Origin of the sequence: Solimonas terrae, from assembly GCF_011067135.1 — a bacterium.
Classification (GTDB): domain Bacteria; phylum Pseudomonadota; class Gammaproteobacteria; order Nevskiales; family Nevskiaceae; genus Solimonas; species Solimonas terrae.
The window spans coordinates 351744-367650 of sequence record NZ_JAAMOW010000002.1; the positions used below are offsets into that span (position 1 = coordinate 351744).

A 15907-nucleotide genomic window follows, 5' to 3' on the forward strand; every position below is an offset into this window, starting at 1 on the left:
CCGCCAGCGCCGCGCGCGGGCTGCGGCTCAGTTGCCGATCGCCGGCGGCTGGCAGTGCAGGGTGACGCGCGCGCCGCCGTGTTCGCCGGTGCCGATGTCGAGGCGGAACCCGTGCAGGCGCACGATCGCCGACACGATCGACAGCCCGAGTCCCGATCCCGGCAGCTGGCGGGTGCCTTCGCTGCGATAGAAGCGCTGCAGCACGGCATCGCGCTCGCCGGCCGGAATGCCCGGTCCGTTGTCGAGTACGCACAGCCGCGCGCCATGGGCGTCGGTGCGCGCGCGCAGCTGCACGATGCCGCCGTCCGGCGTGAACTTGATCGCATTGCTGACCAGATTGCTGATCGCCTCGAACAGCAGTTCGCGGTCGGCGTCGATCGCCGGCACGGCTTCGAGCTGCAGTTCGAGCCGCACGTTCTTGTCTTCGGCCAGCGGGGCGAACAGCTCGTGGATCTCGCGCAGCATCGCACCGAGATCGACGCTGCCGAAGCCGGCGCGCCGGCGCCGGTCTTCCATCTCCGAGATCCGCAGCAGCGCGGCGAAGCGGCTGAGCAGGGAGTCGACGTCGGCGATGCAATGCTCGACCAGGGCGCCGCGATCGGCGTCGATCGGCGCGTGCTGCTGCAGGCGGTGCAGCTGCGCGCGCAGGCGCGTCAGCGGCGTGCGCAGGTCGTGCGCGATGTTGTCGCAAACGCCCTTGACCTCGCTCATCGAACGTTCGAGTTCGGCGAGCATGGCATTGACGATCGAGGCCAGCAGATCGAGTTCGTCGCGTCGCCCGGACAGCGGCAGGCGGCGGCCGAGATCGCCGCGCATGATCGGCTGCACCGCCGCTTCCAGGGCGCGCACGCGGCGCAGGGGCCCGCGGCTCAGCAGGTAGCCGCCGATCAGGCCGGGAATCAGCGTCAGCGACAGCGCCCAGAGCAGGCTCTGGCGCAGGATCACGCCGACCTGGTCGACGACGCTGGTGGCCCGCGCCAGCACCAGCAGCTCGCCGCTGCCGAGGCGCAGCGCCAGTGCGCGTGCACGCTGCACGCGTACCTGATCGAGGCGCTGCACGCCATGCGCGAGCAGGTGCACATGACCGTCCGCCTGCAGATGCGCCGGCAGTTCGGCGAGATTGCCGGCCAGGTGCCGGCCGTCGGCGGCGAACACGCCGAACGCCATCACGCCTTGCAGATCGAGCGCACTCGTCGTCGCCATAGCCGCCGGCAACTGGCTGCGATCGATACTGGCGAGGTAATGCGCGCGCTGTTCGAGAATCTGGTCGACAACCTGTGACAGATAGCGTTGCGTTTCGAGGTTGATGACGCCGATCAACACCGTCCCCCAGACCACGAACAGCGCGCCATAGATCAGCAGCAGGCGCGTCGTCGACGAGCGCCAGCGGCCGTGCAGCGGCGAGTCAGGCGTCGCCAAGGCGATACCCCGAGCCGCGCACGGTGCGGATCAGCGGCGTGACGCCGGCCGGATCGACTTTCTTGCGCAGGCGACCGATGTGCACGTCGATCAGGTTGGTACCGGGATCGAAATGAAAGCCCCAGACCGCCTCGAAGATCATCATGCGCGTCAGCACCTGCCCGGAATTGCGCATCATAAACTCGAGCAGGCGGAACTCGGTCGGCAGCAGTTCGAGGTCGCGACCGCTGCGGCGCGCGTTGCGCGTCATCAGGTCCAGTTCGAGATCGGCGACGCGCAACTCGGTCAGCGGCACCGCGCCGCCGCGGCTGCGGCGCAACAGCACTTCGACACGCGCCGCCATCTCGTCGGGCGCGAAGGGCTTGGTCATGTAGTCGTCGCCGCCGGCGCGCAGGCCGCGCACGCGCTCGTCGATGTCGGACAGCGCGCTGATCATCAGGACCGGGGTTTCGACGCCGACCTGACGCATGGTGGTGACGATCGCCAGACCGTCGACGCCGGGCAGCATGCGATCGAGCGTGATCGCGTCGTAACCGGGGCCGATCGCCTTGACCAGACCGTCGCGGCCGTTGTCTACCCAGTCGACCTCGATTCCATGCTGCTCGAGTTCGGCAATAATCTCCCGAGCCGTGACCTCGTCGTCTTCGATCGTCAGAACCCTGGTCATGGCACCTTCAGGCCGCGAGAACCGGCCGAGACCTTACTCCATGCCACGCGGTTTCCCAAAGCATTCGATGCCGAGCCCGCCGAACGACAACGCAGCTTCCGGTTCCGCCGACGGCGCCGCACGCAGCTTGCTGCCGCGTCTGCGACGGATGCCGCCGGCCGAGCGCCAGGCGCGCGCGCTCGACGCCGCACTGGCGCGGATCGCCGCGGCCGACGAGACGCAGCGCCTCGACGCGCTGGCGGCGCTGGTCGATGCCCTGCGGCCGGCGCGCCCACGGCTGGCCGAGCCGGCGCAGACGCAGCTGCAGCGGCTGACCGAGCGCGTGCGCGAAGACCCGGCGGTGCGCGCCAGCCTGCGCGACGCGCTGGTCTGGCTGCTGGGCAGCAAGCAGCCGCTGCGCCTGTTCACCGAATCCGGCGTCCTGGCCCAGGAGAGCTTCTTCGCCGGTCTGCGTCGGCGCCTCGGCGAACGCCTGCTGCCGGAAGAGTGGCGCGGTGACGAACTGCGCGATTGCCTCGCGCGCCTTTTCGATCGCGACACCGATCATGTCTGGGTCGGCGCGGTCGCCGACGACGTCTGGGTGGCGCTGCTCGACGCGCTCGACTTCTCGGCCGCGCGCCTGCCGGCGGCGCCCGGCGAGCAGGCGGTGATGTCGCTGCAGATTCTCGATGCCCTGCAGGTCGTCTCCTATCGCATCGCATCGATCGGCCTGGAGCCGGAGTTCGTGCGCAGCTATCCGGCGATCGAACGTTACGAGTCGCCGTTCCTGATGCAGAACGTCGAGGTGCATGCCTTCATTGCCGAACGGCGCGCGGCGGCCGCGGAGAAGCGCGCAGTCGCGCTCGACGACAAGCAGCTGCTGATGCTGCTCGACCAGTGCAGGAAGATCATCGACAAGGTCCGCAAGCAGGCCGCACAGACCGGTGCCAGCGTCAGCCTGACCGTGCTGCTGGTGCGCATCGAACAGAAGATCGAGCGTTTGCGCGTGTTGCTGGCACTGCTGGAAGACCGGCCGACACACGAGCTGAACGGTGTGCGCGTGCAGTTTCTCAAGGCGCTGGTGCGAGCCGAAAACCGCCGGCACAGCATTCGCGAGCTGTGGTCGCAGACCGCCGACCTGCTCAGCTCGCGCGTGATCGAGAACGCCAGCAAGACCGGCGAGCAGTACATCACGACCACGCGCAGCGAGTACTTCGGTCTGCTGAACTCGGCGCTCGGTGCCGGCTTCGTGGTCGTCGTCGCGGCGTTCATCAAGCTGGCGCTGTCGGGCGAGGCGCGTGCGCCGTTCGGCGAGGCGGTGGTCTACAGCCTCAACTACGCCGCCGCGTTCGTGCTGATGTACGTCTGCCATTTCTCGCTGGCAACCAAGCAGCCGGCAGTGACCGCACACCGCTTTGCGCGGAGCATCGAGGAAGCCGGCGCCAGGCGCCGCATCGAGGCACTGGCGGAAATCGTCGTGCGCACCTTCCGCAGCCAGTTCGTCGCGATCGCCGGCAACCTGCTGATCGTCGTGCCGGTCGCGTTGCTGATCGCCGATCTGATGTACGCGCAGACCGGGCACTACTACGTCGGCGAGGCCAAGGCCCGGCATCTGCTCGAAGACGCCGATCCGCTCGATCCGCGCGTCTGGGCCTGGGCTGCGATCACCGGCATCTGGCTGTTCCTGACCGGCCTGATCTCCGGCTTCTACGACAACAAGGCCGCGTACGACCGTGTCCCGCAAAGACTCAGGCAGCTGCGCTGGTTGCGCGCGCTGCTCGGCCGGCGCGGCATCGAGCGTCTGGCGACCTACATCGATCTGAATCTCGGCGGTCTGGTCGGCAGCATCGCGTTCGGCATCATGCTCGGCACCACCGCGGCGCTGGGTCGCGTGCTCGGGGTGCCGCTCGGCAGCCTGCACGTCACCTTCGTGTCGGCGAACTGCGCCTACGCGATCGTCACGCTGGACGGTGGCTTGAGCGGAGGCGAGATCGCGCGGCTCTGTGCCGGCGTGGCGGTGATCGGGCTCCTCAATCTCGGGGTCAGCTTCACGCTGGCGCTGTCGGTGGCGCTGCGGGCGCAACGCATCCATTTCACCGATACGCGTGCGCTGCTGTTCGAACTCGGTCGGCGTTTCCTGCGCCGCCCGCAGCACTACTTCTGGCCGCCGCGCGATCCGCCTGCCGACACGCCGCAATAGGCCGCAGGCGGCACTGCTGCTGCGGCGCGCGACCGCCGATCAGCGATGCGTCGGGCCGACGACCAGGTTGTCGCGATGCACGATCTCGGGTTCGCCGACGTGGCCGAGGCGTGCCGCCAGCTCGTCGCGCTTCGCGCCCATGATCCTGGCGGCTTCGTCGGCGTCGTAATTGCAGAGTCCGCGGCCGATCTCGACGCCGCTGGGGTCGATCAGCGCCACCAGATCGCCATGCGAGAAATCACCCTCGACCCGGACCACGCCGACCGGCAGCAGGCTGCGGCCCTGCTCGCGCAACACGCGCGCCGCACCCTCGTCGAGGTGCAGCTTGCCGCGCAGCTGCAGCTGGCCGGCGATCCAGCGCTTGCGCGCGGTCATCACGCCCAGCGCCGGCGTCAGCAGCGTGCCGATCGTCTCGCCGCGCGCAATCTGCATCAGTGCGTCCGGCCGGCGACCGTGGGCAATGATGGTGGCGGCGCCGGAGCGCGCCGCGGTGTGCGCGGCGTTGAGCTTGGTGCGCATGCCGCCGCGGCCGAGCACGCCCTTGCTGTCGCCGGCCATGCCGGCGAGACGCGTGTCGGTCAGCGCTGCCTCGCTCACCAGCTGCGCATCGGGCACGAGGCGCGGATCGGCCTCGTACAGACCATCCTGATCGGTCAGCAGGATCAGCAGATCGGCTTCGGTGAGATTGACGGTCAGTGCGCCGAGCGTATCGTTGTCGCCGAGCCGGATTTCGTCGGTGGCCACCGTGTCGTTCTCGTTGACGACCGGCACCACGCCGAATTCGAGCAGCGCGTTGAGCGTGCCGCGCGCGTTCAGGTAGCGGTCGCGATCGGCGACGTCGTCGTGGGTCAGCAGGATCTGCGCTGCCTTGATGCCGTGCGTGTTGAACTCCGACTCGTAGGCACGCACCAGGCCCATCTGGCCGACCGCCGCCATCGCCTGCAGTTCGTGCAGGGCGCCGGGACGCTTCTTCAGGCCCAGCCGCGCCATGCCTTCGGCGACCGCACCGGACGACACGAGGACGATCTGCTTGCCGCTCGCGCGCAGCGCCGCAATCTGCGTACACCAGTCGCGGATCGCCTCGTGATCGAGACCCTGGCCCTTGGCCGTGACCAGGGAACTGCCGACCTTGATCACCCAGCGGCGGGTGTTGGCGAGCCTGGCGCGGGCGTTCGCGGCAAGCGGAGCAGGGGAGGCCGTCATCGTGTCGGGAGGGTTGGAGCGCTCAGTCGAGCGGGCGCTTCGGCGGCGCATTGCGACGCGCGCGCGTGCTGCGGGTATTGGTGCGGCCGAGGTCCTTGTTGGGAACCTCTTCCTTGAGATTGCGTTTCGGTATCGCGCGCTTGCGCCGGGCGGGTGCCGGTGCCGCTTCGATTTCAGCGGATGCCTGCGGCGCGGCGGTACTCGATGTGCGCGCTTCGACCCACTGCATGGCGGCTTCGACGATTTCATCGCAGCCGGCGTGCGACGCAGCCGAGATCGCGAACCAGCGACCCTTCCAGCGCAGCTTCTTCAGCGTCTGTTTGACCAGCGCCTGCCATTCGTCTTCGGGCATGACGTCGATCTTGTTGAACACCAGCCACTGATCGCGCGCGGCGAGTTCGTCGCTGAACGCCTTCAGCTCGGCATTGATGGTCTTGATGTTGGCGACGATGTCCGAACCGTCCGGCGGCAGGATATCGATCAGGTGCAGCATCAGGCGCGTGCGCTGCAGATGCTTGAGGAAGCGGATGCCCAGTCCGGCACCTTCCGCGGCGCCTTCGATCAGGCCCGGAATGTCGACCATCACGAACGAGCGGCCGGGGCCGGCGGCAACCACGCCCGGCTGCGGGTACAGCGTCGTGAACGGATAGTCGGCGATCTTCGGGCGCGCTGCGGAAACCGAGGCGAGCAGCGTCGACTTGCCGGCGTTCGGCATGCCGAGCAGGCCGACATCGGCCATCAGCGACAACTCCAGTCGCAGCTCGCGGATGTCGCCCGGCGAGCCTTTGGTGGCCTTGTACGGTGTGCGATTGACGGATGACTTGAAGTGCGGATTGCCGAGTCCGCGATGGCCGCCCTGTGCGACCTTCACGCGCTGGCCTTCACGCGTCAGCTCGCCGATCAGCTCCTCGGTGCCGGCGTCGAAGATGCGGGTGCCGGGCGGCACGCGGATCTCGATGTCCTCGCCGGCGGCGCCGGTGCAGTTCGAGCCCTGGCCGTTGATGCCGCTCGGCGCCTTGAACAGGCGCGTGTAGCGGAAGTCGGCGAGTGTATTGAGGTTGGCGTCGGCGATCGCCCAGACGCTGCCGCCATCACCGCCATCGCCGCCGTCCGGGCCACCGAACGGCATGTATTTCAGGCGCAGGAAGCTGATGCAGCCATTGCCGCCTTTGCCGCCTTCAACGCGGATCGTGGCTTCGTCAACGAACTTCATGGCGGTGTATGCGTCGTGCTTGCTTTGATCGCCGGGGCCGAGGATGGCGCCGGTTTGTACAGGATGTACATACGGTAACGCACAAAAAAGCCCCGTTTCCGGGGCTCTTTTGCGCTTGGATGCGGGCGTTCAGGCCGGAACGATGTCGACGTGAAGCTTGCCGGCCGGGCCACGGGTGCGGAATTGCACCTTGCCTTCGGTGAGGGCGAAGATCGTGTGATCCTTGCCGACGCCGGCGCCGACACCGGCGTGATATTTGGTGCCACGCTGGCGGATGATGATGTTGCCGGCGACAACCGCTTCGCCGCCGAACTTCTTCACGCCAAGGCGCTTGGATTCTGAGTCGCGGCCGTTACGAGTACTGCCGCCTGCTTTTTTGTGTGCCATTTCGGATGCTCCTGAATCGGTGGGCCGTGCGCTTTAGGCGCCGAGGATTTCGGTGACCTTCACTTCCGTGAAGTTCTGCCGATGGCCCTGTTCCTTGTGATAATGCTTGCGGCGGCGATGCTTGACGATGCGGATCTTGTCGCCACGGCCGTGCGAGAGTACTTCGGCCTTGACCGCACTGCCGGCAACCAGCGGCGCGCCGATCTTGACCTGCTCGCCTTCGCCCACCATCAGCACTTCTTCGAACGACACAATGCTGCCGACTTCGGCAACCAGCGTTTCGATCTTCAGGGTGTCACCCTGGGCAACCTTGTACTGCTTGCCACCCGTCTTGATTACGGCGTACATCGTTGACTCCAAAAATGAAAATCATCTAATTATGTTTGTAAGCCGCAGCGATGAAGCTGCCCGGCCCGAATGAAGCGCGTGATTGTAGGTGCGCCCCCCTGAAAGGTCAACCGATTTGCATGCTTGCGTCGGACGCGGCCGCGGTTTCGCCAAATTCCGGGCGAATGCGGCTAAGTCGTTGACGGCCAAGCGTTCGGCCGCCTAGCATCGCGCCGCCCTATGGACCTCAAGACCATCCTCGCCCCCATCGCCGACGACATGCGGCAGGTGGATGACACCATTCATGCCCGGCTCCGGTCGGAGGTCGCGCTGATCAACGAGATCGGCCACTACATCACCTCGGCCGGCGGCAAGCGCCTGCGGCCGGCGCTGGTGCTGCTGGCCGCGCGCGCCTGCGGCTGCACCAGCGCCGAACCGGTGCTGCATGCCGCGATGATCGAATTCATACACACCTCGACGCTCTTGCACGACGATGTCGTCGACGAGTCGGGACTGCGTCGCGGCCGCAAGACCGCCAACGCCGTGTTCGGCAATGCCGGGGCCGTGTTGTCCGGCGACTTTCTGTACTCGCGTGCGTTCCAGATGATGGTCGAGCCCGGGCGCACCGAAGTGATGAGCGTGATGGCCAATGCCACCAATGCCATCGCCGAAGGCGAAGTCCTGCAGCTGCTGAACTGCGGCGACCCGGATACCGACGAAGCGCGTTACATGCGCGTCATCGAACTGAAGACCGCGCGCCTGTTCGAGGCCGGTTGCCGGCTCGGCGCGCTCGCCGCCGAACAGGGCGATGCGATCCAGCAACGCCTGCACGACTACGGACATCATCTCGGCCTGGCGTTCCAGCTCGTCGACGATGTACTCGACTACACGGCAGACAGTGAAGTCAGCGGCAAGAACGTCGGCACCGACCTGGCCGAGGGCAAGCCGACGCTGCCGCTGATTCACGCCATGAAGCACGGCTCCGCACAGCAAGCCGCCCTGATTCGGGACGCCATCACGCACGGCCGCGTCGACCAGCTTGAAGCCGTAATGAAAGCAGTTGAATCCACAGGGGCGATTCCTTACACTCGCGCCCTCGCTGAAAGGCACAGCCTCAAAGCGGTCGAATCGCTCGGTGAAATTCCCGACTCACCACACAAGAAAGCGATGATCGAGCTGGCCCGATTCAATACCAATCGAGCGGCTTGAACGTCTGACGGGGCGTAGCTCAGTTTGGTAGAGCGCTTGCTTCGGGAGCAAGAGGTCGCAGGTTCGAATCCTGTCGCCCCGACCAACATAAGCCACTGATTAATCAGTGGCTTTTTTGTTTCCTGCGCATTGACGCAGGTCGGTGGATTTGCGGCAAGACCACCTTCCCCAGCAGTCCGGTTCGGATAAGGACGATCGTGTTCCGCGCGTCAGCCATCAAACTGATTACTTCCGGAGAAAACTTCGACGCTCGCGTCTTGGCTCCATCTTCTCAAATGAAGGGGCCTCCGAGAATCTCGGGGCGGTTCATTACGCATGATGTGATCTGCCTTCCACCTTTTGATTTGACCGCCGCCTTGGTTTGATCGCATGTCGTTCGCCGCTCGATCGAATGTGCGCCAGTTGTCATCGGCTCGGGTTTCGGCGCTCGCCGTTTGACAGCCTGCAGGCGATGGAGCACGAACAGGAATCGCCGTGTCGCCGCAGATGCAGGGCTGCCGATTCAAATGCCGGTCAGCACCACCGCTGCACATCAGGGTCTGACCGCTGACATAGTCCGACTCCGGCGCGCACAGCAGATGAACCGAACCTGCCGCGTCATCAGCCGTCCCGGCGCGCCCCAGCAGGAGACTCCGTTCCGGGGCCTGCTTGAGTTCCTTGCTGAAGCCGGTCCCGATCTCGCGGTCCTCGATGTTCGCCGTCGCGCCCTCATCGGCGCTGGCGGCCGTCAACCGGGTTTCGACGAAACCGAAGGCGACGCAGTTCACCGTCGTGTTCAGGCGCCCCCACTCCTTGGCTGGTGTCATCGTCATCCCAACGATGCCCGCTTTTCCGGCCGAATAGTTGGTCTGTCCAGAATTCCCGAACAGTCCGGCAATCGACGAAACGTTAACGATCTTGCGAACTGCACGTCGACCGTCATCAGCTTCAGCCTTGACCAGCCTGCGGATCACCGGCTGCGCAGCGCGCAGAATTCGGAACGGTGCTGTCAGATGGGAGTCGAGCATGGCATGCCACTGCTCACCAGACATTTTCTGAATCACGTTGTCCCAGCTGTGGCCGGCGTTGTTGACGACGATGTCCAAGCCTCCGTAGGTCTGCACGGCCGTGGCGATAGCGTTCGACAAAATCGGCGGCAGTGACGCTGCCTGCAAAAACCACCGCATCGTCGCCCATCGCCTTGATCGTGGACACGACATCGTCGGTTGGTCCGGAATCAAGGTCGTTGACCACGACACGGGCGCCTTCGGCCGCCAGCTCCAGCGCCGTCGCGCGACCGATGCCGTAGCCGGAACCGGTAATCAGGGCAACCTTCCCGTCGAGTTTCCCAGCCACTGCCATTGATCCCTGTCCGGACTATGAATTCGAATGTGCTGTCACCGAGCCGCCGGCAATCAGGGGCTGTCTCGCGCACGTCGGTGAGTGTCGTCGATGACAGGAGCCCTCTTTCTCGGGGGCTCCTGAGGTGTTTAGCCGCCACGCTCGTCGCGCAACTTGCTGCGCCGAATCTTTCCCGCTTCGTCCCGGGGAAGTGCAGTGAGGAATTCGTAGCCGCGCGGCACCTTGTAACTTGCCAGATGCGCTCTGACGTGCCGATCGAGATCGTCCTGGCCGGGGCAACGATCTTCGGACGTGGGCTCGATCAGTGCATGTACCCGCCGACCCAGGTCCTCGTCCTTCACGCCAATGACCACGGCATCGCGAACCTCGGGATGCTGCGTGAGAATCGCTTCGACTTCCGCGGGTATCACGTTCGCGCCACCAGAGATGATCAGATCGACGCGACGATCCGACAGGTAGAGATAGCCGTCCTCGTCGACGTAGCCGAGATCGCCAACGCTGGCGAAGTCCGTTCCAACCGTCTCCAGTTCCGGAGCGCCGAGATAGCGGTACTGGGGTGGCCCGCCCCAGGCGCGAGTGAAGATTTCTCCAATCTCCATCGGCGGGACAGGGCAGCGCCGAGCGTCGAGGATACGAATCTCGGTGTGGTATCCCTTGCCAACGCTGCCAGGGCGTTCCAGCCATTCCGCTCCGCTTATGACCGTGATGCCGGTGATTTCGGTAGAGGCCCAGAGTTCGTACACCTTCGAGGCGCCCAGTCGTTCGATCCAGGCACGCTTGACCCAGTCGGGGCATGGCGCTGCCAGGTGCCAGAGTCTGCGGAGGCTGCGCAGGTCGCTTGCCTGGAAGGAGGCCGCCCGCAGCATGCGCAGCATCATGGTCGGGACCACATTGAGCACACTCGGCCGGTGTCGCACGATTGCGGACAGTGATTGCTCCGCATCGAACTTCTCGTTCAGGACCGCGCTGGCGCCTACGAAAAGAGCCGCCTGAGTGAACAGGAATGCCTGGTTGTGGTACAGGGGCCCGGGAGAATACAGCCGATCGCCATCGACGATTCCGAGAAGCGTCGCAAATGGATAGTCATCAGCAGCATAGTGAAAGGCGCCGGGCGACACGATCAATTTGGGTTTCCCGGTCGAACCACCAGAGGCGATCGCCTTGAATGGCTGAGGGATTGCATTTGGCAGCGGGGCGTCGGGATACCTGTCCAGCGAGCGGAGCTGAGCGCGGGATATCCCCTCGAGGTCCGGCGCGTCACTGATCACCGCCGTCGGTGTCGACAAAGCCAGCATCTGATCCCGCTCGGTGGCGGGCATGCGATGGCTGATCGGCATGGGGCAGGCCCCAAGCTTGTATGCGGCCAGCGTCGCTACCACATGCTCGAGGCAATTCGGCAGATGAATCGCAATGAATGACCCCGGTCCTGCCGAGCGCTCGGAAAGCCTATGGGCCAGGCGATTTGCCCATCGCTCAAGCTGCATCCACGTCAGCCGTTCGTCGCTGCCGTCCATCTTCTGCAGGATCAGTGCGATCGCATCCGGCCGTTCAGACGCGAGCTGCGTCAATCTCGTACCGGGCGACATCTTGTCCTTGCCCATGCGGCCCTCCCCAGTGGTTCGTTGATCTTGCTCGTGTCGTCGCTCGTTCCGGAAGACGCCGCTGCCAAGCGCCGTGCAATCGAATTGCGCCGCCATTCGGCAAGAATGGCTTGACATGAATAATACACTAACTATTATCATACACTAAGTATGATCATGAACACGGGATGCATCGGTTAGTGACGCGATTGAATGCCGCGTCATTGCCGCGAGTTGCAGATGGCCGTTCGGCGACTGGACAAGCAGACCCGAAAATACGAAGTGCAGGGGAGAACGTGGATGCTTGTGCAGAAGAACAGATGCGGCATTGGCCGAATGGCGCTCGCTGTCGCTTGCGTGTTCGTGTCGCTCGCCAGCCCGGCGATGCATGCCCAGGGACGCCCGTCGAATGACGAAGCAGGTACTTCCAAAGGCGGGGCCGTGGCGACAGGGGCTGCCGATGTCTCTGAAAGTCCTGATCCCGAACGATCGAACAAGCCCGATGAACAGCCTGCTGCAGCGAAAGGGCCCGCGTCTGACCAGCTAGACACGATCCCGGTGCCTGGCACTTCCACAGCGGTCGTGGGGCAAGTTGATACCGGAGCCTCGGCGCAGCAGATCCCCGAGATTGTGGTCACTGCCACAAAACGAGCGGAGTCGGTGCGCGACATCCCTGCCTCGATTACGGCAATCAGCGGTGAGAGCCTGGAGGAACATGGCCAGCTGAATCTGATCGACTTCATCGCGCAGACTCCAGGGGTCACCGCGACACAGGGCAATTCCGGATATACACGATTCACGATGCGCGGTATCAGCACAGACACCGGACCGACCTCACCGTCACCGTCTCCGGTCGGCGTGTTCATCGGCGACACGGCGTTTACCGACCCGTATATCGCGAACATCGTGCCCGACCTCAGTGCCTTCGATCTGGCGGGCGTGCAGGTGCTGAGGGGGCCTCAAGGGACCCTGTTCGGCGGAGCGGCGCTGTCCGGTGCAGTCCGCTACGAACTACAGGAGCCGGTGTTCGGTGAATGGCAGGCACGCGCATTTACGCAATTCACCAGTCCGTCCGGTGGAAGCGCGGCCTTTACCAGTGGCGCGGCCGCCAACGTTCCCTTGAACGAGGACAATCTCGCCCTTCGAGTCGGCTACGTCAGGCGAAACTACCCGGGCGTTTATGACGATCTGCAAACGGGCGAAAAAGACGTTGACCATGGCGGCGGCAACCAGTATCGCGCCATTGTCCTTTGGCGTCCTGAAGACTGGTCCATCAAGGTGACGCACCTTTTCCAGGATTTCCACGCACCAAACGCGATCTACACGGCCGATTCGGCAGACGGCCCTAGAGAGAATTCGGTCAATGTCCTCAAGGTGCCGGCCACCAACAAATTCGGTATGGACAGTTTTGAGGCGGGATACGACTTTGAGTCCATGAAAGTCGTCTCGCTGAGTTCGTACCTGTTCAAGGATTCCATATTCAATATCGACGCCACACCGGCAATCATCGGAGCGCCGCCGATCGGGTATCCGCCGGCCCTGGGCTTTCTGTCACCCGTCACGGAAAACTCGAGAGCCTTCTCGCAAGAGATACGTCTGCAGTCGACCGGTTCTGATCCATTCCAGTGGCTGGTCGGGGGGTACTACTACCGCTATCACCTGTACTTCAATATCTTGATCGACACGCCGCTGAATCAGGCGCTGACGGGACCCGACAGCGCACTTGTGACGCTGGCCGCGCGGCTGGGCATTCCACTGGCACAACTTACCGAAAATCTGGAGCTGCTCAATGGCACCTCCGACGTGACCTCAACGGAGCGCGCCCTATTCTTCGATCTCAGTTACAAGCTATGGGATCGACTCGATCTTTCGGCAGGCGCGCGTCTTTACGAGACGAAGGTTGCCGGTGGATTCGTTGCCACCGGGATCCTGCTTCGCGCCGAAAACAATGGCATGAATTCGGACACGAGAGACCAGATAGCGGAACGCGGCGTCAATCCGAAATTGACCGCGACCTACGCCTTCACGAGAGATGTTTCGGTCTATCTGCAGATCGCCAAGGGATTCCGTTTCGGCGGCATCCAGTATGTGCCCTCGACGCCCACGAATGGCGTGCCGCCCACCTTCAAGTCGGACTCTCTCTGGAATTATGAGATCGGGCTGAGAACGAGTTGGCTGGATCGAACATTGAACGCCGATCTCACGGCGTTCTTCATCAATTACAAGAACCCGATCATCACACAGGCGACACCCGGAATCCCCATCAACTACAACGACAACGTGTCATCTGCCATCAGTCGTGGACTGGAAGCAAACCTCCTGTGGAATACGCCACTCCGCGGACTGAGCATAGCGCTGACGGCCGCGCTGACCGACGCCCACATCACCTCTCCATTCCAGGCGGCAAACGGCGAGGAGATCGAATCGGGGCAGGAGATGCCGGGAACGGCGCCGCAGCAATATCACGCGACCATCGAATATCTCCGACCCATCGGCAAATTCGTGATTGGTGGAAGCACCGGGTACACCTATGTCGGCCAAGGCTACAGCGACCTTCAGCACAGCGTCGAAATCAATGGGTACGGGACCTTGGATGCAGGTCTCACGCTGGGTACGGATGCGTTCCGATTCAATCCGAAATTGGCGCTTAACGTCAGCAACATACTCAACGAAACTCGCCCGAACGCCGGCGGGGCCGTGACGCCGCTTGTACCGCTGGGCGACCTCTACGCGTACGGCTTGATTGCGCCGCGAACCTATTCGCTCAGGTTGAGTGTCGATTTTTGATGCTCGCGCCTCGGACCCGCGCGCAGCGACGCGGGCGCCGAAATGAACATCGGAAAGACCTCGGAATCAGAGAACTTCAATGAACCTTCTTCCCGCAATTGAACGATCCACAAGACTAGGACGCGTACGCGGAACAGTGCGCCTGGGTGTGGAGACCTATCGTGGTCTCCGCTACGCCCAGCCCGCCCGACGATTCCAGCCGGCGGAGTCGGCGACGCCATGGGCTGGAACCTATGACGCAACCGCCTACCGGGCGGCAGCAGCCCAGGCGCCCATTCGGGAAGACATTTTCGGCCCTATGCCGAAGAGCGGACTTTCTGAAGACTGCCTGTTTCTGAATGTGCATGTTCCGAACGAAAGTTCACCCGCACTTCGCCCGGTACTGGTGTTCATTCACGGCGGCTCCCACCTTACCGGCTCCGGGAATTTCTACGACGGCACTGCCTTGGCCTCGGGTGCCGATGCGGTGGTCGTGTGCATCAACTACCGGCTCGGCATTTTCGCGTCGATCGACAGCACTCGCTTCGGCACTCAGGACGAAGGGCGCGGAGAGCTGTGGTTGAGCGATCAGATAGCCGCGCTTCGCTGGGTTCGGGAAAACGTCGTCGACTACGGGGGTAATCCGGAACTCGTGACGATCATCGGCGAATCTGCCGGTGCGGTTTCCGTCATCGCTTTGTGCGCCGCACCGGAGGCCCGAGGACTTGTGCATCGAGCCGTAGCCTGCAGTCCTGGCAACATGGTCTGCGATCCCGCGCCCGATGTCGTCGCGATCATAGCGAAAATGCGCAAGTGTTCGCGTGAGGCTGCAATCAGTTACCTGAAAGCCGCTTCCACCGGGGAGCTGCTCGCGCTTCAGAGACGCAAAGGCAAGGGCCTGGGACCTCACGAAGTCGTGAATACCCCGCTGCTTCCCACCCGAATCGAGCAGCTCATTCAGGATCGCGGATCGAGTGCCGTGCCATTGATCGCCGGATTTGCGACCCACGAAGGTGAGAGCCTTGATTACATCTTGAAACTCGAGACCGGTTTACCGTGGCCGCTGCTCGACGTTGTCCAGCACATCGTTGCCAGAACAATGGCCCGACATCCGGCGGACGGCACCGACAAGGTCAGGACCTACCTGAAGCGTCTCAAGAAAGTGAAGAGAGATATCGGATTCGGATCGCGCTTCAACGATCTGGTATGGACAGATGTGTTTCGGCGTGCATCGATGGATTACGCCGAGGCCACGTCTTCAGCCGGCAGCCGCGGCTACGTCTATGTCATCGACGTGCCGACCCGGATCGCCGACCGCCTGCTGCGGTCTAGCCACTGCGTCGATCTGCCACTGACGTTCAACGTCTGGGACGATCCGGAACACACCGTTCCGGCATTTGCCGAGCACCCGGGAGCACCAGCCCTTGCTCGCCGCTGGGTCGCGATGCTCGGTCATTTTGCCCGCACCGGTGAGCCCGGTGACACGCTGGGCTCCTGGCCAATGTATGAGTCGACGCAGCGTGCGTCGATGCGGGTAGCCGCCGATGGCTGTCGCCTGGAGTACGACGTCGATCCGGAATACCGGCATGAAATCTGGACCTAGCCGCAGCCGGTCG

11 protein-coding genes, 1 tRNA gene and 1 pseudogene are annotated in these 15907 nt (G+C 63.9%); 5 read left to right on the forward strand and 8 right to left on the reverse strand.

The window, feature by feature from the left end; all coding sequences use genetic code 11:
* Positions 1–27 precede the first annotated feature (27 nt).
* Together G7Y85_RS05155 and G7Y85_RS05160 are read right to left on the reverse strand one after the other, a co-directional pair.
* Positions 28–1419, reverse strand: coding sequence for a sensor histidine kinase (locus G7Y85_RS05155; RefSeq protein ID WP_166252815.1), 1392 nt, complete (start codon positions 1417–1419; stop codon positions 28–30).
* Complete coding sequence (locus G7Y85_RS05160; RefSeq protein ID WP_166252818.1) at positions 1406–2086, reverse strand: response regulator transcription factor; 681 nt, start codon at positions 2084–2086, stop codon at positions 1406–1408. Before G7Y85_RS05160 ends, G7Y85_RS05155 begins: the two co-directional genes overlap by 14 nt.
* Before the next feature lie 67 nt (positions 2087–2153).
* Between G7Y85_RS05160 and G7Y85_RS05165 the strand changes: the two genes are divergently transcribed.
* On the forward strand, positions 2154–4265 hold the full coding sequence (locus tag G7Y85_RS05165; protein ID WP_241696008.1) for a site-specific recombinase: 2112 nt from the start codon (positions 2154–2156) through the stop codon (positions 4263–4265).
* 39 nt (positions 4266–4304) lie between these two features.
* Here G7Y85_RS05165 and proB read toward each other — a convergent pair whose 3' ends face one another.
* The 4 genes from proB to rplU all read right to left on the reverse strand — a co-directional run bounded on the left by proB (position 4305) and on the right by rplU (position 7416).
* The gene (proB, locus tag G7Y85_RS05170; RefSeq protein ID WP_166252821.1) at positions 4305–5468 is read right to left on the reverse strand and encodes a glutamate 5-kinase; all 1164 of its coding nucleotides are present in this window, start codon (positions 5466–5468) and stop codon (positions 4305–4307) included.
* A gap of 22 nt (positions 5469–5490) precedes the next feature.
* Positions 5491–6681 carry an Obg family GTPase CgtA gene (gene cgtA, locus G7Y85_RS05175; protein WP_166252823.1) on the reverse strand — a complete coding sequence of 397 codons (1191 nt, stop codon included), beginning with the start codon at positions 6679–6681 and terminating at the stop codon, positions 5491–5493.
* A gap of 129 nt (positions 6682–6810) precedes the next feature.
* A complete protein-coding gene (gene rpmA, locus G7Y85_RS05180; protein ID WP_166252826.1) occupies positions 6811–7068 on the reverse strand; it encodes a 50S ribosomal protein L27 in 258 nt (85 codons plus the stop codon).
* Between the two features lie 33 nt (positions 7069–7101).
* Positions 7102–7416, reverse strand: coding sequence for a 50S ribosomal protein L21 (gene rplU, locus G7Y85_RS05185; RefSeq protein WP_166252829.1), 315 nt, complete (start codon positions 7414–7416; stop codon positions 7102–7104).
* Positions 7417–7635: 219 nt separating this feature from the next.
* Between rplU and G7Y85_RS05190 the strand changes: the two genes are divergently transcribed.
* Together G7Y85_RS05190 and G7Y85_RS05195 are read left to right on the forward strand one after the other, a co-directional pair.
* Positions 7636–8604, forward strand: a complete 969-nt coding sequence (locus G7Y85_RS05190; RefSeq protein ID WP_166252832.1) for a polyprenyl synthetase family protein — start codon at positions 7636–7638, stop codon at positions 8602–8604.
* Positions 8605–8612: 8 nt separating this feature from the next.
* Positions 8613–8689, forward strand: a tRNA-Pro gene (locus tag G7Y85_RS05195).
* A gap of 433 nt (positions 8690–9122) precedes the next feature.
* Here G7Y85_RS05195 and G7Y85_RS20610 read toward each other — a convergent pair.
* A pseudogene (locus G7Y85_RS20610) lies at positions 9123–9939 on the reverse strand (SDR family NAD(P)-dependent oxidoreductase); the annotation flags it as partial.
* Positions 9940–10073: 134 nt separating this feature from the next.
* On the reverse strand, positions 10074–11546 hold the full coding sequence (locus G7Y85_RS05205) for an AMP-binding protein (protein ID WP_166252835.1): 1473 nt from the start codon (positions 11544–11546) through the stop codon (positions 10074–10076).
* Positions 11547–11825: 279 nt separating this feature from the next.
* Between G7Y85_RS05205 and G7Y85_RS05210 the strand changes: the two genes are divergently transcribed.
* Positions 11826–14312, forward strand: a complete 2487-nt coding sequence (locus G7Y85_RS05210; protein WP_241696009.1) for a TonB-dependent receptor — start codon at positions 11826–11828, stop codon at positions 14310–14312.
* A 79-nt stretch (positions 14313–14391) separates the two neighbouring features.
* Positions 14392–15894, forward strand: a complete 1503-nt coding sequence (locus G7Y85_RS05215; RefSeq protein ID WP_166252838.1) for a carboxylesterase family protein — start codon at positions 14392–14394, stop codon at positions 15892–15894.
* Positions 15895–15907: the final 13 nt, after the last annotated feature.